The organism is Rhizobium sp. ZX09 (assembly GCF_017357485.1).
Taxonomy (GTDB): domain Bacteria; phylum Pseudomonadota; class Alphaproteobacteria; order Rhizobiales; family Rhizobiaceae; genus Agrobacterium; species Agrobacterium pusense.
In genome coordinates this window covers 12,921-31,612 of the sequence record NZ_CP031364.1, presented here as the reverse complement: position 1 = coordinate 31,612, position 18,692 = coordinate 12,921, and the positions used below count along the sequence as shown (strand labels likewise).

The 18,692-nt window shown below is 58.8% G+C and carries 19 protein-coding genes; 7 read left to right on the top strand and 12 right to left on the bottom strand.

What is annotated here, in order from left to right; translation table 11 throughout:
• Positions 1–16: 16 nt before the first annotated feature.
• The 4 genes from BTN45_RS14795 (at position 17) to catB (ending at position 6,379) form a co-directional block, all read left to right on the top strand.
• The gene (locus BTN45_RS14795) at positions 17–2,806 is read left to right on the top strand and encodes a bifunctional aconitate hydratase 2/2-methylisocitrate dehydratase (RefSeq protein WP_207589783.1); all 2,790 of its coding nucleotides are present in this window, start codon (positions 17–19) and stop codon (positions 2,804–2,806) included.
• 407 nt (positions 2,807–3,213) lie between these two features.
• Positions 3,214–5,157, top strand: coding sequence for a methyl-accepting chemotaxis protein (locus BTN45_RS14790; RefSeq protein WP_207589781.1), 1,944 nt, complete (start codon positions 3,214–3,216; stop codon positions 5,155–5,157).
• A gap of 200 nt (positions 5,158–5,357) precedes the next feature.
• Positions 5,358–5,540, top strand: coding sequence for a hypothetical protein (locus tag BTN45_RS14785; protein ID WP_207589780.1), 183 nt, complete (start codon positions 5,358–5,360; stop codon positions 5,538–5,540).
• Between the two features lie 203 nt (positions 5,541–5,743).
• Entirely contained in the window at positions 5,744–6,379 is a 636-nt protein-coding gene (gene catB / locus BTN45_RS14780) for a type B chloramphenicol O-acetyltransferase (protein WP_207589779.1), read from the top strand.
• A gap of 173 nt (positions 6,380–6,552) precedes the next feature.
• Here catB and BTN45_RS14775 read toward each other — a convergent pair whose 3' ends face one another.
• Complete coding sequence (locus BTN45_RS14775) at positions 6,553–6,885, bottom strand: tetratricopeptide repeat protein (protein ID WP_207589778.1); 333 nt, start codon at positions 6,883–6,885, stop codon at positions 6,553–6,555.
• Between the two features lie 247 nt (positions 6,886–7,132).
• On the opposite strand from BTN45_RS14775, the gene BTN45_RS14770 reads away from it, so the two are divergent.
• Positions 7,133–8,119 carry a hypothetical protein gene (locus BTN45_RS14770; protein WP_207589777.1) on the top strand — a complete coding sequence of 329 codons (987 nt, stop codon included), beginning with the start codon at positions 7,133–7,135 and terminating at the stop codon, positions 8,117–8,119.
• A gap of 46 nt (positions 8,120–8,165) precedes the next feature.
• On the opposite strand, the gene BTN45_RS14765 is transcribed toward BTN45_RS14770, so the two are convergent.
• From BTN45_RS14765 to BTN45_RS14735, 7 genes are all read right to left on the bottom strand, one after another.
• Positions 8,166–8,579, bottom strand: a complete 414-nt coding sequence (locus BTN45_RS14765; RefSeq protein WP_034496519.1) for a curlin — start codon at positions 8,577–8,579, stop codon at positions 8,166–8,168.
• Between the two features lie 168 nt (positions 8,580–8,747).
• Positions 8,748–9,146 carry a curli-like amyloid fiber formation chaperone CsgH gene (gene csgH, locus BTN45_RS14760; protein ID WP_207589776.1) on the bottom strand — a complete coding sequence of 133 codons (399 nt, stop codon included), beginning with the start codon at positions 9,144–9,146 and terminating at the stop codon, positions 8,748–8,750.
• A 60-nt stretch (positions 9,147–9,206) separates the two neighbouring features.
• On the bottom strand, positions 9,207–9,644 hold the full coding sequence (locus BTN45_RS14755) for a curlin (protein ID WP_006700628.1): 438 nt from the start codon (positions 9,642–9,644) through the stop codon (positions 9,207–9,209).
• Between the two features lie 180 nt (positions 9,645–9,824).
• The gene (locus BTN45_RS14750) at positions 9,825–10,313 is read right to left on the bottom strand and encodes a cupin domain-containing protein (RefSeq protein WP_207589775.1); all 489 of its coding nucleotides are present in this window, start codon (positions 10,311–10,313) and stop codon (positions 9,825–9,827) included.
• Between the two features lie 180 nt (positions 10,314–10,493).
• Positions 10,494–12,497, bottom strand: a complete 2,004-nt coding sequence (locus tag BTN45_RS14745; RefSeq protein WP_207589773.1) for a hypothetical protein — start codon at positions 12,495–12,497, stop codon at positions 10,494–10,496.
• A gap of 225 nt (positions 12,498–12,722) precedes the next feature.
• Positions 12,723–13,127, bottom strand: a complete 405-nt coding sequence (locus BTN45_RS14740; protein ID WP_077987649.1) for a hypothetical protein — start codon at positions 13,125–13,127, stop codon at positions 12,723–12,725.
• A 46-nt stretch (positions 13,128–13,173) separates the two neighbouring features.
• Entirely contained in the window at positions 13,174–13,392 is a 219-nt protein-coding gene (locus tag BTN45_RS14735) for a hypothetical protein (RefSeq protein WP_004444840.1), read from the bottom strand.
• 187 nt (positions 13,393–13,579) lie between these two features.
• On the opposite strand from BTN45_RS14735, the gene BTN45_RS14730 reads away from it, so the two are divergent.
• Both BTN45_RS14730 and BTN45_RS14725 read left to right on the top strand, forming a co-directional pair.
• Positions 13,580–13,921: a metalloregulator ArsR/SmtB family transcription factor gene (locus BTN45_RS14730; RefSeq protein ID WP_037092612.1), complete on the top strand. Its 342-nt coding sequence runs from the start codon at positions 13,580–13,582 to the stop codon at positions 13,919–13,921.
• The gene (locus tag BTN45_RS14725) at positions 13,918–14,835 is read left to right on the top strand and encodes an SRPBCC family protein (RefSeq protein WP_207589772.1); all 918 of its coding nucleotides are present in this window, start codon (positions 13,918–13,920) and stop codon (positions 14,833–14,835) included. The genes BTN45_RS14730 and BTN45_RS14725 overlap by 4 nt, the downstream gene beginning before the upstream one ends.
• A 55-nt stretch (positions 14,836–14,890) precedes the next feature.
• On the opposite strand, the gene BTN45_RS14720 is transcribed toward BTN45_RS14725, so the two are convergent.
• The 4 genes from BTN45_RS14720 to BTN45_RS14705 form a co-directional block, all read right to left on the bottom strand.
• Complete coding sequence (locus tag BTN45_RS14720; RefSeq protein WP_199233045.1) at positions 14,891–15,061, bottom strand: hypothetical protein; 171 nt, start codon at positions 15,059–15,061, stop codon at positions 14,891–14,893.
• Positions 15,062–15,323: 262 nt separating this feature from the next.
• Positions 15,324–17,153, bottom strand: a complete 1,830-nt coding sequence (locus tag BTN45_RS14715; RefSeq protein ID WP_207589766.1) for an ATP-binding protein — start codon at positions 17,151–17,153, stop codon at positions 15,324–15,326.
• Between the two features lie 2 nt (positions 17,154–17,155).
• Positions 17,156–17,653: an ABC-three component system middle component 2 gene (locus BTN45_RS14710; protein WP_174058907.1), complete on the bottom strand. Its 498-nt coding sequence runs from the start codon at positions 17,651–17,653 to the stop codon at positions 17,156–17,158.
• 1 nt (position 17,654) lies between these two features.
• A complete protein-coding gene (locus BTN45_RS14705) occupies positions 17,655–18,653 on the bottom strand; it encodes an ABC-three component system protein (protein ID WP_174058908.1) in 999 nt (332 codons plus the stop codon).
• Positions 18,654–18,692 lie beyond the last annotated feature (39 nt).

The window sequence follows — 18,692 nt, the reverse complement described above, 5'->3', positions numbered from 1 at the left end:
TGACGTTGGGATTGCGATGAACCTTTACTTGGATTACCTGGCTGAAATCAAAAGCAGAGAACCACAGGGACTAGCGCCCAAGCCGATTGATGACGGTGCGTTGACCGCCGAAATCATCGAACTGATCAGGGATGCAGGCAGCGAACACCGCGCCGATGCCCTGAAGTTTTTCATCTATAACACTTTGCCGGGAACCACGAGCGCCGCCGGTGTGAAGGCTGCGTTTCTGAAGCAGATCATCCTCGGCGACGTCATCGTCCCTGAGATCACCCCGACCTTCGCGCTGGAACTGCTGTCGCACATGAAGGGCGGCCCGTCGATCAAGGTGCTGCTCGACATCGCGCTCGGCAACGATGCCGCAATCGCCACCAAGGCGGGTGAAGTGCTCAAGACCCAGGTCTTCCTTTACGATGCCGACATGTTCCGCCTGCGGGATGCTTACAAGGCTGGCAACGCGATTGCCCGGGACGTGCTTGAAAGCTACGCCAGGGCCGAGTTCTTCACCAAGCTTCCCGATGTCGAGGACGAGATAAAGGTCGTCACCTTCATCGCCGCCGAAGGCGATATCTCGACCGACCTCCTGTCTCCCGGCAATCAGGCGCATTCGCGCTCCGACCGCCAGCTGCACGGCCAGTGTATGATCTCGCCGGAAGCGCAGGCACAAATCGTCGCGCTGCAGAAGCAGCACCCCGACAAGCGGGTGATGATGATCGCCGAAAAGGGCACGATGGGCGTTGGCTCCTCGCGCATGTCGGGCGTCAATAACGTGGCGCTGTGGACCGGCAAGCAGGCCAGCCCCTACGTGCCCTTCGTCAACTATGCCCCCATCGTAGCGGGCACCAACGGCATTTCGCCGATTTTCGCCACCACCGTCGACGTGACGGGTGGCATCGGCATCAATCTGAAGAACTGGGTGAAGAAGCTCGGCGAAGACGGCAAGCCGATCCTCAACAATGACGGCAACCCCATCCTTGAGCAGAAGTATTCGGTCGAAACCGGCACGGTCCTCAAGATCGACGCCAAGAATCGCAAGCTGCGGGACGAAAACGGCACCGAGCTGGTCGACCTTGCTTCGTCCTTCACGCCCCAGAAAATGGAGTTCATGAAGGCCGGTAGCTCCTATGCCATCGTCTTCGGCAAGAAGCTCCAGACTTTTGCCGCTGAAACGCTTGGCGTCGAGGCGACCCCTGTCTTTGCACCGAACAAGGAAATTTCGATCGAAGGCCAGGGCCTTACCGCCGTCGAGAAGATCTTCAACCGCAACGCCGTTGGCGTGACGCCTGGCAAGGTACTGCACGCCGGCTCCGACGTTCGCGTCAAGGTCAACATCGTCGGTTCGCAGGATACGACCGGCCTGATGACCGCGCAGGAGCTGGAAGCGATGGCGGCCACTGTCATTTCGCCGCTGGTGGACGGCGCCTATCAGTCCGGCTGCCACACGGCGTCCGTCTGGGACAAGAAGGCTCAGGCCAACACGCCGAAGCTCATGGCCTTCATGCACAATTTCGGCGTCATCACCGGCCGTGATCCGAAGGGCGTCTATCACTCAATGACGGACGTGATCCACAAGGTGCTGAACGACATCACCGTTGATGACCGGGCAATCATCATCGGCGGCGACAGCCACACCCGCATGTCCAAGGGCGTCGCCTTCGGTGCGGACTCCGGCACCGTCGCTTTGGCGCTCGCCACGGGCGAGGCGACCATGCCGATCCCGCAATCGGTCAAGGTCACCTTCAAGGGAACGATGCAGCCCTACATGGACTTCCGCGACGTGGTGCACGCGACGCAGGCGCAGATGCTGCAGCAGCACGGGGACAACGTGTTCCAGGGCCGTATCATCGAAGTCCATCTCGGAACACTGCTTGCCGACCAGGCTTTCACCTTCACCGACTGGACGGCCGAGATGAAGGCCAAGGCGTCGATCTGCATTTCCGAAGACGAAACGCTGATCGAGTCGCTGGAGATCGCCAAGTCGCGCATCCAGATCATGATCGACAAGGGCATGGACAATGCCGCACAGACGCTTAAAGGCCTGATTGCGAAGGCGGATCAGCGCATTGCGGAAATCCGTTCCGGTGAAGTTCCAGCATTGAAGCCTGACGCGAACGCGAAATATTTCGCTGAAGTCGTCGTCGATCTTGATGTCATCAACGAACCGATGATCGCCGACCCCGACGTCAACAACAACGACGTTTCGAGACGCTACACGCACGATACGATCCGTCCGGTTTCCTATTATGGCGCTACCAAGAAGGTCGATCTCGGCTTCGTCGGCTCGTGCATGGTGCATAAGGGCGACGTGAAGATCGTCGCGCAGATGCTGCGCAACATCGAAAAGACCGAAGGCAAGGTCGAATTCAAGGCGCCGCTCGTCGTTGCCGCGCCGACCTATAACATCATCGACGAGCTGAAGGCGGAAGGGGATTGGGAAATCCTCCAGAAATATTCCGGCTTCGAATTCGATGACATCAACCCGAAGACAACGAACCGGACCGAATACGCAAACATCCTCTATCTGGAACGCCCGGGCTGTAACCTGTGCATGGGCAACCAGGAAAAGGCAGCGAAGGGTGACACGGTTCTGGCAACCTCGACGCGTCTCTTCCAGGGCCGTGTCGTTGAAGACAGTGCCGAAAAGAAGGGTGAATCGCTTCTGGCCTCGACCCCGGTCGTGGTGCTGTCCGCCATTCTCGGCCGTACGCCGAGCATCGAGGAGTATCGTTCCGCCGTCGAGGGCATCGATCTGACGAAGTTCGCTCCGCCGAAGACGACGCCGATCGATTCCCAGTCGGTGCATTATTAATCCGCAATACCGCCTGCATCTGGATGCGGGAGGGTGCGGTGAATGAAAGAGGGGCGGCGGGGAGATATTCCCGCTGCCCTTTTTGTATTGGCCCTTGTCGCTGGCCCGCCGGGTCTTGAGCATTATCAAGACAATAGCCGTCTGCGGCATGCCGAATTGTCAGCACTTGCATGGCAAGGGTAACACTTCGTTTAGTTGTTTTGTGAAATCTAAAATACGCAGGTTCCAAGGTTTTATCGGTGGAGCCGGTAGAACAAGCGGACCCGTCACGACCTGCCCTGCGGTTCGAAAAAGGCACCCGCTTGTCGCCCTATGAGGAGGGGCAACAGCTACCCGCGATGTTTCATCATATGGTTCCCCCGGCCACCCGTGCGGCGGCAGGAGGAGCGCTTGCCTTGAGGCCGTTCATGTCATTCCTGAAGAATACCAAGATAAAAACGAAGGTCGTTTTTGTCATCTCGCTGATGAGCCTGATGTCGCTTTCCGGCATAAGCTATGTCAGCCTGCAATATAAAAGCACCGATAATGTCTATAGTGATTTCATCGGCCACGAGGCCCTTGCTGCGGTGCTGAACGCCAGAACAAGCGGAAATCTCAATGCGCTCGGCATGCAGATGCTTCGCGCCAGCCTCAACGATCCGGCCAGCAGCGATTTCGAAGCGGCCGTAAAGACCTTCAGGGCAGATCGCAAGCAGCTCGAGGAACGCCAGAACAAGATCATGGAACTCGTGCCGGCCCGCACGGACGCCGCGCGGGACATCCTCAAGGGTGTTGTCGAAGTCGAGGAAATCGGCAATCAGGTCATTTCCCTCATGCAGGCAGGACAGCGGGCCGAAGCCCAGCAGATGGCGCTTAACGTCCTGCGGAAAATCACCGAGGTTTCGCCGAAAATCAGTGCGGGTAACGAACAGCTCATCCAGGTCATGAATGAGGGCCGGGAGCGCCTTACCGCAAGCACGAATACGACGATCTGGACGGGTGTTGTCACACTCGCACTCATGTCTCTGGCCGTGATCGCGCTTGGCCTGCTCATCTCGTCCCGCGGCATTACCACGCCGATTGCGCGCCTTCGCGCCCGCATGGAAGCGCTGGCGGCGGGGGATACTGCAAGAGAAATCGTCGGCATGGATCGCAAGGATGAAGTTGGCCAGATGGCCGCAACCGTTCAAGCGTTCCGCGAAAGCGCAGTGGAGCGCCTGCGGCTCGAGGCTGAAACGGACGCGAACCGGTCCATGTCCGAAAAGGATCGGATCGAGCGGGAGAAACAGAAGGCGCAGGAAGCCGCCGACGTTCAGTTCGCGGTCACCAATCTTGCCACCGCGCTTTCGAAGATCGCCGAAGGCGATGTCACTTACCGCATAGCGCAGCCGTTTGTGCCGAGCCTGGACGGTATTCGCGGCGACTTCAACAGGGCCGCGGAACAGCTGCAGTCGACGCTCAACCAGGTGGCGCAGAATGCCCGTGGCATTGATTCCGGCGCAAACGAAATCCGCGCAGCGGCCGACGATCTGGCGAAACGGACGGAGCAGCAGGCTGCGGCGGTAGAGGAAACCGCTGCGGCGCTGGAAGAGATCACCACGACGGTGAAGGATTCGACCAAACGGGCGCAGGAAGCGGGACATCTCGTCAGCCGCGCGAAGATCGGCGCCGAAAGATCCGGAGACGTGGTGCAGAAGGCCGTTGCCGCGATGGAACAGATCGCGACATCCGCGAATGAGATTTCCAATATTATCGGCGTTATCGATGAGATTGCCTTCCAGACCAACCTTCTGGCACTGAATGCCGGGGTGGAGGCTGCCCGTGCGGGCGAGGCGGGCAAGGGCTTCGCCGTTGTCGCGCAGGAGGTTCGCGAACTGGCGCAGCGTTCCGCAGGCGCCGCCAAGGAGATCAAGAACCTGATCACGACCTCGAACGGTCAGGTCCAGCAAGGCGTGCAGCTCGTCGGAGAGACCGGCAAGGCATTGGAACTGATCGTCACGGAAGTGCAGGAAATCAACCGCCACGTGGCGGCGATTGCGGAATCGGCACAGGAACAGTCCTCCGGTCTCCAGCAGATCAATACGGCCGTGAACCAGATGGACCAGGACACCCAGAAGAACGCCGCAATGGTGGAGGAGAGCACCGCGGCGAGCCACGGGCTCGCACGCGAGGCGTCGTCGCTCAACCGGCTGATCGCCCAGTTCAAGCTGTCTGAAGCCGGTTACAGCGAGGCGTCCGCGCCCGTGCGAACCGCTTCGTCGGCCGACAGACCGGCGACCTCACCGGCCCGCGCCCTTGGCGGCCGGATCAGGGCGGCGTTCTCCGGCAACGCGGCACTGAATACGACAACGGATAATTGGGAGGAGTTCTGATACCCACCCTGCCTTCACGCCTTCCATGGCGCTGAAAGCACTATTCCAGACAGGGGCACCGGGGTCGGGTTTTTAGCCTGAGCCCGGTGTTCTGCTTTTCGGGACGAGTCAGCCTGCCACTGCCCTGGGGCTATTCGTTGCCATTCGTCTTCATGCTGGTTAGGTTTGCCGCCATTGGGGTGGTGCCGGGAGGGGAAGACATGATCGCAGCCTATATTGATGAATTCATCATGTTCTGCGTCGGCCTCTGGATGACGCTGGTGGGGTTCGGATATCTGTCCCTGTCAAGAAATTCAGCTCACCGGCCACCGGTGGCGCGTCACTTCAAGTGGATGGGCCCCATGCTGCTTATGATCGCGCTCATTCTGGCCATCGCTTCCTGATCTTTGAAGGTTGTCGTGTGGCGGCACTTTGCCTCTGGCTCGTTTTGCGGTAACAGGGAGCCATGATCAAGGCATCGAGTACCACCTGCATCTAGCTCCCGCCGCAGCGCGAGGAGCATCGGACGAGAAGCCAGCCGGCTTTTCGCCTGGTGTCGGCTTGCCGCAAGGCAAGCGAAAGCGAAGACATGCAGTGAGATTACTCAATGGAAAACTATTTCGAAAGCCCGTTCCGGGGCATCACGCTCGACAAGCAGGTAAAGAACCCAAACCTCCTGGTCGGAAAATACAGCTATTATTCCGGCTATTATCACGGCCACAGCTTTGAAGATTGTGCCCGTTATCTGTTACCGGATGAGGGCGCGGACAGGCTGGTGGTGGGGAGCTTCTGCTCGATAGGTTCGGGCGCAGCCTTCATCATGGCGGGCAATCAGGGCCATCGCAATGAGTGGATCAGCACCTTTCCCTTCTTCTTCATGCCCGAAGTGCCGGAATTCGAGAATGCCGCAAACGGCTATCTGCCGTCTGGCGACACAGTCATCGGCAATGATGTCTGGATAGGCTCGGAAGCTGTCATCATGCCCGGTGTTACCATAGGCGACGGCGCCGTGATTGGAACGCGTGCGCTGGTGACGAAAGATGTCGAACCCTACGCTATCGTCGGTGGCAACCCCGCGAAAATGATCCGCAAGCGGTTCGACGACGACTCGATCGAGCTGCTTCTGGAGATGAAGTGGTGGGATTGGCCGGGGGACCGGCTGAAAGCCGCGATGCCGCTCATGACCAGCGGCAATGTTGCGGAGCTTTACCGGTTCTGGCGGTCGGATAGCGCCCAGCCGTAAACAAACGGCCGGCCCGTCTCATCACGGCGGGCCGAGCCTTTCCGAGGGCCGGACATGTGGGTCAGCGTCGCCGTCAGTAAGCGGTGTAGTCAGCCCGGCATGAACGACCAAGACAGCTCCGTATAATCCTGCAAAGCCATCCTGTTGAGACATCACGCCGGGTTTCATAGTGATCAAGCCGCCGAATGAGGTCGCGCGGTGCGTGATCGTAGACGCCGGAGCCGGACTTCCATCTGTCTCCTGGCCTGAATGTCGCCTCGCCTAACGGCGACCGACATTCCTTCCACCCACGCCGTAATGGCGCCGTCATTGTCTCCCAACCGTGCACGGCATTCGCCGAGTTCTGCCCATGCCGCCGAATAGTCGGGATCCTGCCGGATCGCCTCCTGCAGGTGATACGCGGCATTTTCGAACTGCCCCGCTGCCGCCAGAGCCTTCGCGATTGAAAAGCGCAGAAGGGGACTGTCCCTCCCGTCTTCCAGCATCTTCATGAGTTTTGTTATCATCGTTGTCCCGGAGCAATGGTGAAACACCATGTATCGGTACGATCTCAAGCGCAGTTGAGGTCAAGCGGTATTTGGCGCGCTCATCCGGCATGGGCCCTCATGCGAACACGTCCGATGACGGCGCGCGCCCTCCGTCAGGCTACGTCGCATCTCTCGCCATCGCCGAGTTGAAATGACCACAGCCTGTGGGTTAAAGCACGGATGTCCCTAAAGAATGGAGACGATTCCCCCAGAGTTATGGGTTTGCATGATCCCCGTCGCATTGCCCTCCGTCGAAGCGTTGCTTCTCCTTGCCTTCTTTCTCATCACGACCCTTGTGTGGGGCGTCTGGTCACTATGGCTGTTGGTTCGATACATGGGCGGGCGCTGGAAGCGCCCGATGATCCTGCCTTACGGGCTGGTGGCCGCGGTTGCGCTTTTCACGCTTTTTCGGTTCGGTGAATTTTATCTGGAGATGAGCGCTTACGACAGGGAGAGAGCAATACGTTATCAGCCCGAACTTCCGGAACCCGCACGTCTGGGCGGGATAGATATGCCCAAGGGTACGAAGCTCGAACTCGCCATTGCCGACAACAAGGAGGCCTTCGATAGGGCCGTGTTTCCGCATCCGGTGCGGATCGCGGATATCGATGCCGTTGAGATCGCCCGTTATATCGCGATAAAAACCAATGAAAATTACGAAACGATCGGTTTCACCCCAGGCGACATGCGGATAACCGGTATTGGCGTGACCACGCAGAGCGGCTGGCGTTGTGATGCAACGCAGCCGGTGGAGTTCGATCTCATGGCTGATGGTAGCATCTCTACCTTCAGCAAATGCATTCTCGCGGATGGCAATGTTGTTGACGGTATCAGCCTGCCGAAAGGCACCTCCCTGCGGGCCTCCACCGGCAATGTTTACACCGATGGCTTTGTCGATTCCGACAGATGGGTTCTCGATATGCCGACTGGGCAGACCATTCACATCGATGATTTCGATCTTTCAGAGGTAACGCTTGCCTTGAACAGCGAGCGAAAGCTCCACGAAATCAGCAGAGGCACCCTGTCAAAAGATGGCGTTCTTGGAACGCTTCACCATGCCGCTGGAACCAATATTCGTTATAATCCCCGCCATCTTCGCAATGACTACCCAGACGCATGGCTGATAATTCCGCCTCTGCCCGATACCGGTGCTCCGCCGGTTCCATCGCCGGATTTCGTTCAGAGCAGGGATGGCGAGGTTCTTGCGAATTGAGTCTGCGGCGAAGACCTGCAGGGACGGCTGACTGTCCCGCCTTGCCCTACCAGCCGTAGCTGAAGGTCAGGCCGCTGCCGTTATTGCCGTCCTGCACGACGTTGGTATCCGTGTTGCGGCCGTACTGAAAAATGCCATAGGCATTGTTGTTGCCGTTCTGCTGCAATGTCGCGGAGTGGCCTACGCCACGTTGCCGGATAAAGCCGAGATTGCCGCCGCCGTTCTGGGCAATGCCGGCGGCGTTGCCGCGGCCGAGCTGGCGGATGTCGGCATCCTTCAGGCCACGGTAGAGCGAATAGGCACGGAGGCCCGTCGAAAGCAGATCGCCATCGGCGGCATTGCCGGGTGCGAGATCGAAGGAGATGCGACCGCCGGCGTGGGCCGGTGCCGGAGAACCAAGAGGCGCGAGGCCCCCGACGAGCAGGGTAACAGTCATGAGTTTCAATATGTTGCGCGTCATTCTGATCTCCATCCGTCAGCGCCTTGCCGATGATCGATAATCGCATTTCGCAACTGAACCTGATCGGAACTGCCCGTTCATACGTCGTTCAGTCGCTCGGCAGGATCAAAAGAAAAGGGCGCCTGAAGCGGCGCCCTTCACGGGTATAATTTACGGGCATGTCTTGGCTTAGTCGCCATCAACCTGCTTTGTGCAGCTGAAGCTCCGGCCATCGATAACCATATCGAGCACCGCCTTATAGCGGGCTCCCTTCGCATCGAGCGTTACCGCGCTGAGCAATTGCGGACGTCCGGATGCGGCATCAAAGTCGCCGCCCTGATTGATCACCGAATGTCCGCCGCTTCCCGATTTTTCGACGTGAAACCCGTAGGTCCCGCCGGCAGTGACATCGGCTCCGGCAAAGGCCTCCAGCTTCACCATGCCCGCCTGCGACGTTGCCCTGATCTCGCAGACGTTTCCAGCCGTCGACTCCCGTGCGGTCGATATGGCCGCAACGGTGCCGGCGGGAAGCAGTGCCAGCGCGAGGATCGCCGCCAGGCGGCGCTTATGACTGATGCGGTGGGGCATGGCTGGTCTCCCGGATGATCTGATGTTTCGAGCCCGACCGGTTGCACGTCGTGCGGCCGGTCAAGGGCAGGCTTGCACGAAGGCGGCGACATTGTCGTTGCCGCCCTGGCTCACATTGGCGCTGCATCCGCGACCTACCTGGACACCGGCCGCTATGTTGCCGTTGCCGTCCTGCGTGAGGATGGTGGTGTGATTGGAACCGAACTGGCCGATGCCGGCCACGTTGCGGCTGCCGTTCTGATAGGTGGAGCCGTAATTGTCGTGCCCCTCCTGGCCGACAGCCGAGAGGTTATGCCTGCCATATTGATGACCGACAATCCGGTTGTAGCCGCCGTTCTGGTATGTGCGGATCCGGTTGCCGTAACCCTCCTGTGCACCGCCGGCAGAATTGGACCAGCCATATTGTTCGATGCGCACATCATTGGCCATGGCGGGTGCCGCGGCAGCGAGGCCGACGAGAGCGACGAGTGCACTTGCAATGAAAGACTTCCGGATCATGACGTGTCTCCTCAGGCGGATGGACCGCGGTTGAACGTCCCTGTTTTAGAACGTTCCACCGGAACGGAGGCTGAAGGCGTCATTCAGTCGTGGTTCATTGGCCGAAGCCCATAGGCGCCGGCATCGCTGAAACCAGCCTCCACGTTCCTGCGGTATCCTGACGGAACCGGAAACGCCTCTTCAGCGCCATATATCTGTCAGGCCGCCCGAAGCTCCGTGCACAGGATCGGTCTCCGGCTTCGGCAGGGATCTGATCCGCTCAAGCATGTCAGCGCTGGCGGAGGATGTTTGAATATCGGCTTCCTGCCCGGGCGGATAAGCACCCACCACTTGAAAATCCGGGGAGGAGTTGAGGTTCATGTGGCCTGTCCCGGCGGGCAGGATCAGGCAGTCACCGCGGGCAACATCGAGAATTTGCCCCTCAGGCCCGCCGATCTGCAAGGTCGCTTCGCCACGTCCGACGCCCAGAACCTCGTGTGCCCCGCTGTGGTAATGGTGGTAGTCGAAAACGCCGTTGCGCCAGATGCCGCTCCATCCGTTGCGGGAAAATGTCGCTTCGAAATCCGCGGAATGAAAGTCCGCGCCGACATTGCGGTAAATGATCACGGGAAAGATCTGGTTATTGGGGACCTGTCCGCTGGGGCCGAAGGTCAGTCGCTCGGTTTTCATGGCGATGCTCCTCATGACCGTTTCTACCGCGAACAATGCGGACCGAAATCTGGCGGCGCATTTCAGCCGCCCAGGTCATAATCACTCCGGAGAGCGGGCAGTTCCGCAATGTCTTGACGAAAACGCGGTTGCGGCGGTCTCAAGCCCGGCGAACCGGGCTTGAGACGTTTTCTGGCTGGCTTACTCGGCTGTCGCCTGAATATCGACCTTGTCGAGAAGACCCATCGGATTGTCGGAAGCCGCAACCAGGTCGAAGACCCCGAGGCCATTGACGCCCGTGGATTTGACTGTGACAGTCAGGGTTCCGGGCGTGCTGATGAAGCGCACCAGCGCCTCCACCGCGCCTTGCAGCTTCGGCTGCTCCGCCGCCACCTGCTGCAGCATCACACTCGCCACCAGCGTCAGCGTGCCGCGCACCTGATCCTCGGTCATGTCGTTCTGCAGGGCATAGAGCTTGATCGCCTTGGCCATCAAGCCTTCGTCCTTGACGGTGAGCTTCACCTCACGGCCGGCAAGCCCGAAAAGCGCCGCCTGCGCGCGATTGACGTCGAAGGAGAAGAACTCCTCCGTAAAGCCGCTGACCAGTCCGGAAAGATTGACGCTGCCGAAATCCCTGCTGCTGAGCGAGATGTCGCGGATCACCAGATTGCTGTTCGGCTCGTCCCAGCCTGCGGAAAGCCCATAGGAGAAAGCCAGCGTCTCGAGACCCAGCTTGCGGGCCTCCACGAAAACGTCCTCCGTCGCGTCTGCCGGGATCGGAAGTGTGAGGTCGTCCTGCCTGATCTCTATATCGGTCGGAATGCCGTTGAAGGGCTTGGTCAGCCCCATCTCGAAATTCTTGAGCGTGAACCTGATGCGTTCCGGCGTTCCGGCCGCTTCTTCCTCCGGCTCTTTCGGCGCGGCAATATCGACGTTGATGCCGCCGACGCGCACCCGGCCAAGTTCCGGTATCAGGCGATTGAACTGAAAGGTCTCGATCTCGGTTTCATCGAGCGCGATTATCTGGGAAATACCCTCGATCGTCGAACTCCAGTCGAAACCCTTGAGGCTTGCTTCCGCCACTTCGATCTTGCCGTCGCCGTCACCGATCGACAGACCGTTCAGACCGAAGTCGAGCTTGCGGCTGTCCATCTGCATGTCGATGCGGTCGATGGCGGCCTTGACCCTTTTGCCGGCCGCTCCCTCTTTTTCATCCGGTGCGTCGGCCTTGAAGCCGATGAGCTGCATGTTGCTCCTGCCGATCATGTCGAGGATGGACACGACCTTGGCAAAAAGCGCTTGGCGTTCCTCCGGCGGAAGCTGGTCGGGATCCTTGGTAACTGTCAGTGCCTTGAGGGTGTCCAGCAGCGGTTCGGATGGCATGCGGGCGGTAAAGCCATCGCTGCGGATCTCGTCGTAGCTGAAACGGCCATCGCCATCGATAAATGAAACCGTCTTGACGGAAAGCGGCCCATAGAGAGGTTTTGCCTCCTTGTCGTCAGGGCCGGCCTTTTCCGTATAGAGCCGGGCGAGATAAGCGACGTCGATGTCCTGACCAGCGATCACGCCGGTCGACACCGCCACATGCTTGTCCTTCATCGCGCCGTCGCTGTCGGGAAGCTGCATCTTGATGTCGTAGCTGCCCTTGTCGATCGAATACCGGGCGATACGGCCACCGGCGATCTCGGAGAGGATCAGGTTGTTGTAAACCGTCTTCTGCTCGGTGGTCGCGACCGACTGGCTCAACGTCAGCTCGGGCGTGGAGATGCGCGTCGCTGTGAAGCGCTCGATGCGGGGGGGCAGGGAGCCGCCGTTTCCTTCCGCCTGTGCGGACTTCTCGAACGCCGCATTCTCGATGCGGGCATGCGCCATGGAAAGCTTGCCGGTGGGCACATCCACATCGATGTTGCTCATGTCCAGCGCGCCATCCAGAAAGGGCAGCTTCGGACGACCGTCAATAGAGGCAATGCGAAGGTTTTTGCCATCTTCGAGCGGCAGCGTCAGATCGCGAACATGAATTTTCCCGAGGAAATCGACTTCCACGGAACCGGCAGTCGCGCCGGTGCGCGCAACCAGTTCCTTCACCTTCGCCTCGTAGAAGGTCTTGCCGCCGATGACACCTGCGGCCGCAACGGCGATAATTGCCACCGCCGCCCATAGCGCCCTGCGCCGGCCCTTGCCGGTATGGCTGTTTTCCTGTTCCACGACGTTGGTCCTCTCTCACAGACTGATCATATTGCGCGCCTTTTAAGCACGCAAAAGTTGCTTAGCAAGAGGTGATCGACGCCCGTGAAGGCTGCGCTACATCCAGACCGTCAACGCCATGCCGGCCACCACAGGTGCGGCGCCAGCGCAAGCGTCGGGCGAAGGGGCAGACGCGGCCTCACCGGCAATCAGCGTTTGGGTGGGCAGGGCTTGGAATCCGCCGCGTCACGCGCCATTGATGATATTGCAGATACCCTCGCGGATCACGTTCTTGTCCGCGATCTGCCCTGCCTGAATGTTGAAGACGGCGTCGATCCGCACAGCCGCACCCTTTTGCCGGGCCACCACCCGCAGCGTCTGAATTCTGCCGCTGCCGCTGGTCTCCTGGTGCGCGTCGATGGACGACAGCGACTTGTTGATCTGGATGCCCGAAAAACCTTCCGCCGCCACGGCCTGGGCGAGCTTTTGAAGCACGGCCGGCGCTTTTGCCTTCGGCAGCTCCTGCCAGGACTTGTAGGAAACAGCCGTCACCATCGGCACGCCGGAGACGGTGAAGTTCTTCTCGCAGGAAGCCGCGAAAACGGGGCTCGAGAAGGTGATCAGGCCAAGAGCCGCTATGAGGTATTTCATTTCGAACAATCCAATCGTTGGTGAAGGCTGACGACAATCGGCCGTGTCAGAAGGTTGACCGTTTGCCTCTGTAGGTGGAGGGCGGCGGCAGAGCCTCATGGGCCTGCGCAAGCGTTTCAAGCCATGTGGCCAGCCCTTCGGGAACCTCTTCATTGCCCGCCTCAAGCGCCTCGATCCAGGAGAGTTCGCATTGCAGCGCGGAGGCGATGTTGATCGGCGTCCAGCGAATGACCCGCAGGCATTGGTTAAAGCGTTCTGGCGACATGATGATTTGATTTTTCCCCGTCTTTTTTCCCACCGAAGCTCACCCACCGGGCGGCGGGAGTCAATTGCTTTTTTGCAACTCTCGATGGCTTGTTTCACTTCCCGATCCGGATTTGCCGGATGATAAACTTAGCTGATCGACTAAGTTTTTGCTTGTGCCGCGACGATGGAACATGATAGTTAGCGATATGGCTAAGCATCATCCAGAGCTTTCACTCATCTTTCAGGCCCTTGCCGATCCCACACGGCGGGCAATTCTCGCTCGCCTCGGCAGCGGGCCGGCGCAGGTTACCGCATTGTCCGCTCCCACGGGTCTGCGCTTGCCCACGGTCATGCGCCACCTCGCCGTGCTTGAGGAGGCGGGGCTCATTGCCACCTCCAAGGATGGGCGCGTGCGCACCTGCGCAATAGTACCTGAAGCGCTGGAGCCGGTGAGAACGTGGCTCGATGAGCAGCGGGCCATGTGGGAGAGCCGGCTTGACCGGCTGGAGGCATTTGCAGTTCACGCCATGAAGGAGGAGGAACAATGACAACGAAACCCGGTCAACAAAGCGCACACGCTGAACCGCCACAAGACCGTTTTGCAACGCTCAGCTTCGAACGGGAAATTGCCGTTCCGCTATCGGCTCTGTGGCAGGTGTGGCTCTCACCCGCCGCCCGGGCGGTGTGGGCCTCTCCCTCACCCTCGGTGACAGTGGAATTCCTGGAGGCGGACAGCAGGCTGGGCGGTCGCGAAGTGTCGCTCTGCAAGGTCGCCGGCCAGCCGGATATTCGCTGTGAATGCGGCTGGCTGGAGCTTCAGCCAAGCCGCCGCAGCGTGAATTACGAGGTGGTCTCATCCAGCGGCATAACGCAGTCGGCAGCGCTGGTGACTGCTGATTTTCAGGCGACGGAAGAGCGCAGCCGCTTGACCGTAACGGTGCAGCTTTCCTCGCTGGCGGAGGATATGCGCGATGGCTATCAACAAGGTTTCAGCGCCGGTCTCAACAATCTGGCCAGCGTGGCCGGGCGAACCATGGTGCTGGAGCGAGTGATAAAGGTGCCGCGAAACATTGTCTGGAAAGCCTGGATGAACGAAAAGACGCTGCCGCAATGGTGGGGCCCGGAAGGCTTTTCCTGCCGCACGAAGAGGATTGACCTGCGCACCGGCGGGGAATGGGTCTTTGACATGATCGGCCCTGACGGCACAGTTTTCCCGAACCATCATCGTTATGTCGAGGTCCGCCCCGAAGAGCGGCTCGCCTATACGTTGCTGTGGGGCGAAAACGGCCCAAAACATGCCGATGCCTGGGCCTCCTTCGAAGATCAGGATGGCGCGACGAAAGTTGTGCTTGGCATGGTGTTCAGCACGGAAGCCGAGTTCCAGCAAGCGAAGGGTTTCGGCGCCTTGGAGCTGGGTCAGCAAACGCTGGGCAAACTGGAGCGCTTCGCCAAGGCGCTATAGATGCGCCGTGCCGTCAGCTCCATGTGTGGATGCTGGCATCCTGTTCAGACCGACATTAATCTTCAAAGCCGCTCTGCGCGTGCGAGATCGTCTTGCAGGTTCCGCCATCCTTCTCGCCAACCATGCGCTTATCACGAATGACTGAACCCTTGGCGATGTCGATCTCCCATGCCACCGAGCCTTCATTCAGGCTCGCTTTACCACCGGCAAAGGTGCCTTTCTCCATTCTCTGACTTCCAGAAGCCGGGACATAAACTCCAAATGTCCCGGCGGCTTCGTCGAGAGCGAAATTGAACACCTGAGGCGTTCCTTTCGAACTTGCGAATTCGCAGCTGAGATATGTCGGCGCGGCAAAAGCGCTTTAAACCGAGAAAAGCAGGGCGGCAGCGGCAAATGCAGTTCTTGTGGTTACCTTCAATTCCTGGTCCTCAGTCATGTTCTTCTGTTCGATTGGTCGTATTTCGCGCGGTCGGCGAAATAAAGCGCTTCTATTTCGGAAACAATCCCGCACGTCCTGCAGCCGCGTTGCCGGTGAAATGCGTGACGTTGGGTTGCCCCTCCAACCACTGCGGAACATCGACGTTTTCGAGGATGATCAACTGAAGGTTGGGCGGCATGGCGGAAAACGCCTTGAATGCGCGATCCTTCAAGGGAGTGCTTGCGATTGCACTATCACCTGCATCTGAGGGGTCGCGATAGGTGATGAACAGCGAGTCTAAGATCAAAAAGCCAGGATGAGCTCTAGCGCGGTCCCTGCAAAACTTCATCAACGCGATACTGAACGCGCCGTGTAGCAGGGCCCTGACGCCCTTACCGTTCGCCGCTCTCGCTTTTCCGCTGACCGATATGTCCATTTTAGGCAGTTCGAAGAATACGCGTTGGGCATCCGGAAATTGCCAAGACTCGAGTTCGGCTTCAACCACCTGGCTGAACTGGTCTAGCGTTGCTCCATCAAGCTGTTGCTGTGCGACGATGGTGCTACTGTCATAGCCTGGACTGACACCGAGTTCAGTGCGCTGCACGACAAGCGCATCACGCCGGCGCACGAGTTCGAGGCTCTTTTGCACGTTTAGCTTTCGCGCGATGACGGCGCTGGTGCGTGAGCGAATGGTCTGAACCGCCGGCACTTCGCGAAGAATGTTCTCCTGAAGGCTATTCATCTGCGGTAGAAGTTCGCGCATGCGGGCCGTTCGCGCGCCCCTTTCCGCTTCAAGCGCCTCAACCGTTTCCCGCAGCTCTGCGGCGCGTTCGCGAACATCAGCAATCTCAGCCTGCGCCGCGGCAGTTATATCTGCAACGTTCCCGTCGCAGGCCTCATCCGGACGGTGGTATTCGGCAGCCGATCCACAAACAGGGCACAGAACTGGGTCTTCCAAAGTATAGTAGGCGCCTGCCTCGACGATCGATGCCAGGCGAGCTTCGTCCGATCGATAATGTTCGGCCAAAAGCTTGAAACGCTCGGTTAGCGTATCGATTTCCCCGACTCGGTCCTGTAGCGTTTCATATTCGCGGCGCAGTTCCAAGCGGGTGCTGGTCAGCTCACGGTAGGTTGCCTCGGTACTTTCCTGAACCGAGAAGGTCTGCCTCAGCTCGACGTCAAGATCGCTGTCTTGCTGCAGTAGCTCCTCATGATCCTGATCTGATTCTTCGATTTCGCGCTCCGCATCGCGAATCTGCCTATCGAGGAGTTCGAGTTGCGCTGCCTGCCTCATAGGTTGATCGGCACTGGTCTTTGCTGCATCCAACGCAGAATCATCTACACCCGTCAGCATGTATTTGAAGACTGACGTCTCCGCAGTCTTCGTTACGAACTGGCCAGAAAGGACAGGCGAGGAAACGTCCTGGATTTTTGTCTCGCTGACGAGGGCGTGGCGCTCGAGATCGCGGAAGCTCAGATCCCGCGTCTTTCCACTGGCGTCCGTGCGCACACGAGCGTTTGCCGCCCCTACTTGGGCAAGTAGTAAGCGTGACAGAGAATTCTGGGCACCGTGCTGGGCAGAAACTGAGACACCATCATTCTGCCCCGGCCGAATACGCGTTAGCCCGTCCAAAACCTTCACGTTACCGCCTTGCAAGGCGCGAACGAATGTCTTCTCCGATCCATCGTCTAAAACAACACCGACGTGAGCAAAATCGTAGCCCGCTTGTTCGATGATTGGCTCTGGTGGGTTCTTGGCACCTAGTACATAGTCGATAAGGCGCAGGATGTGCGTTTTGCCGGTGTTCGAGCCACCATAAATGACGTTTAGACCTGGTCCGAAATCGACGGATGCGGGGGCGCTATGAGGGCCGGTAATGTATAGAAAGCGCAATTGCATAATTAGCTCGTTGCTCCCTGATCAGTCTGGAACTCGGTATCCCATAAATCCATGCGCGACCGCACCAAATTATCTATCTCCCCGTCGGAAAGCGGGGCGACCTCACTTGCCAGCCAATCTGCTCGCTCCTTCAATGCGACGCTGTAGTCGCTCCGAAGAAGATCGATGAACGCCCCAGCCTCCTCTCCTGCACGATAGCGAAAACCCTCGCTTGTAGCTGAGCGCACCACCAAGCCTCGCGTGCCCATGAGCGCGAGCCCGGAACTCACCAGACCACGTCGAACGAGAAGCTCTGCACCGCGGGAACTCTCACTCGGATGTAAGCTCTCCGGACCATCGATATCGCCCGTGTGCACCACCAGATGATCCAACACGACGAGACGCCGTAGTCCCACGCTTAAGGGAAAGCAAGCGGTCAGAAGGATAAGTGATCTTACACCGCTTTCGAATGCAGTGTTAAAAATGCGTGGCTTGGACCGGGTTGGGGCAGTGGCGGCCATTCTATAGTTTCCAACTCACGCGATCTTCGTTCGCAAGTTGATGACAAACGCCTTGCTTCACGCGCACCTTGGCTCGCGGCGCGAGTACGCTGGCAGGTTGGGCCTGGCCAGCGGTTGCGAGCGCGACGGTGAGCCGTGGGTGGGCCTCCGTCTCAGCATCGAGTACCGGCTCGATGGCATCGTGGATTTGTTCGGCGAAATCCTCAATTGTCCCAGGTTCGGTCTGGTCACGATAGTGTGCCATGAACGCCTCAGCATCATAAAATCGGACGCGCTGTTTCTGGAGATCCGCCTTCCAAGCTGCCTGACCGTTAAGGTCGGCGGCGCAACTGATTTGGGTTCCGGTTTCTTCCGAATAGACATCTAAAAGTTTGGTGACATACACGGATTCTTTGGCCGCTATCTCGGCCGGCGTCACTCCTGCAGGAGCTGGCGGCAATACGCCATTGAATCGGGACGCCCAATAAGCAGTCTTGCGATGGTCATCAAGGATTTCGTCAATTGTGGCGTAAGTGAAAGTTGTGAAGTCATAAGCCTCTACATATACCTCTAGCGCGCCAGCGAGCATGTGTTTTTCGTTTGCGACCACGTTGCCGGCGACGCGCTTGTTCCACGTAGCTATGACTTCCGCCTTGAACTTGTTAGGACGAAGCAATAGGTCGCGTAATTCTGTGCTTGGCCCGCGAGGCGCGACAAACGAGCATTTACGAGGAGGTGTGAATGCTCCTTGGAAGGCATGGAAGATGATTTTTCCAGCGTCCTCACATGCTTTGGGCGTTGAAAGCGGGACTTCGTAGTGCTTGCATTGGTAATTGTCCCACTCGCCTTGGCAGCCAGCGGATGAATACAACCCTATCACATCGCGTCCCTGATCACCCGATCCACCAAGACGCTTGACGGATGCATAGCCACTCAGACCTTTCTGCCATTCGGAGATGAAAATTTCCCATTCGGTGGCATCATATGCGCGCACGAGCTTCACAATAGGCGCTAAATTCACGTTTGTCCCCCGCCCAGTGTTTCTAGCGGCCTTTTTCCA

Bases quoted from the DNA above. Each gene is read 5' to 3' on its own strand.
- BTN45_RS14785 (WP_207589780.1), top strand. From the start codon at position 5,358: ATGATCGCAGCCTATATTGATGAATTCATCATGTTCTGCGTCGGCCTC.
- catB (WP_207589779.1), top strand. From the start codon at position 5,744: ATGGAAAACTATTTCGAAAGCCCGTTCCGGGGCATCACGCTCGACAAG.
- BTN45_RS14770 (WP_207589777.1), top strand. From the start codon at position 7,133: ATGATCCCCGTCGCATTGCCCTCCGTCGAAGCGTTGCTTCTCCTTGCC.
- BTN45_RS14720 (WP_199233045.1), bottom strand. From the start codon at position 15,061: ATGGAGAAAGGCACCTTTGCCGGTGGTAAAGCGAGCCTGAATGAAGGC.
- BTN45_RS14730 (WP_037092612.1), top strand. From the start codon at position 13,580: ATGGCTAAGCATCATCCAGAGCTTTCACTCATCTTTCAGGCCCTTGCC.
- BTN45_RS14710 (WP_174058907.1), bottom strand. From the start codon at position 17,653: ATGGCCGCCACTGCCCCAACCCGGTCCAAGCCACGCATTTTTAACACT.
- BTN45_RS14750 (WP_207589775.1), bottom strand. From the start codon at position 10,313: ATGAAAACCGAGCGACTGACCTTCGGCCCCAGCGGACAGGTCCCCAAT.
- csgH (WP_207589776.1), bottom strand. From the start codon at position 9,146: ATGCCCCACCGCATCAGTCATAAGCGCCGCCTGGCGGCGATCCTCGCG.
- BTN45_RS14740 (WP_077987649.1), bottom strand. From the start codon at position 13,127: ATGAAATACCTCATAGCGGCTCTTGGCCTGATCACCTTCTCGAGCCCC.
- BTN45_RS14755 (WP_006700628.1), bottom strand. From the start codon at position 9,644: ATGATCCGGAAGTCTTTCATTGCAAGTGCACTCGTCGCTCTCGTCGGC.
- BTN45_RS14735 (WP_004444840.1), bottom strand. From the start codon at position 13,392: ATGTCGCCAGAACGCTTTAACCAATGCCTGCGGGTCATTCGCTGGACG.
- BTN45_RS14790 (WP_207589781.1), top strand. From the start codon at position 3,214: ATGTCATTCCTGAAGAATACCAAGATAAAAACGAAGGTCGTTTTTGTC.
- BTN45_RS14725 (WP_207589772.1), top strand. From the start codon at position 13,918: ATGACAACGAAACCCGGTCAACAAAGCGCACACGCTGAACCGCCACAA.
- BTN45_RS14765 (WP_034496519.1), bottom strand. From the start codon at position 8,579: ATGACGCGCAACATATTGAAACTCATGACTGTTACCCTGCTCGTCGGG.
- BTN45_RS14795 (WP_207589783.1), top strand. From the start codon at position 17: ATGAACCTTTACTTGGATTACCTGGCTGAAATCAAAAGCAGAGAACCA.
- BTN45_RS14775 (WP_207589778.1), bottom strand. From the start codon at position 6,885: ATGATAACAAAACTCATGAAGATGCTGGAAGACGGGAGGGACAGTCCC.
- BTN45_RS14715 (WP_207589766.1), bottom strand. From the start codon at position 17,153: ATGCAATTGCGCTTTCTATACATTACCGGCCCTCATAGCGCCCCCGCA.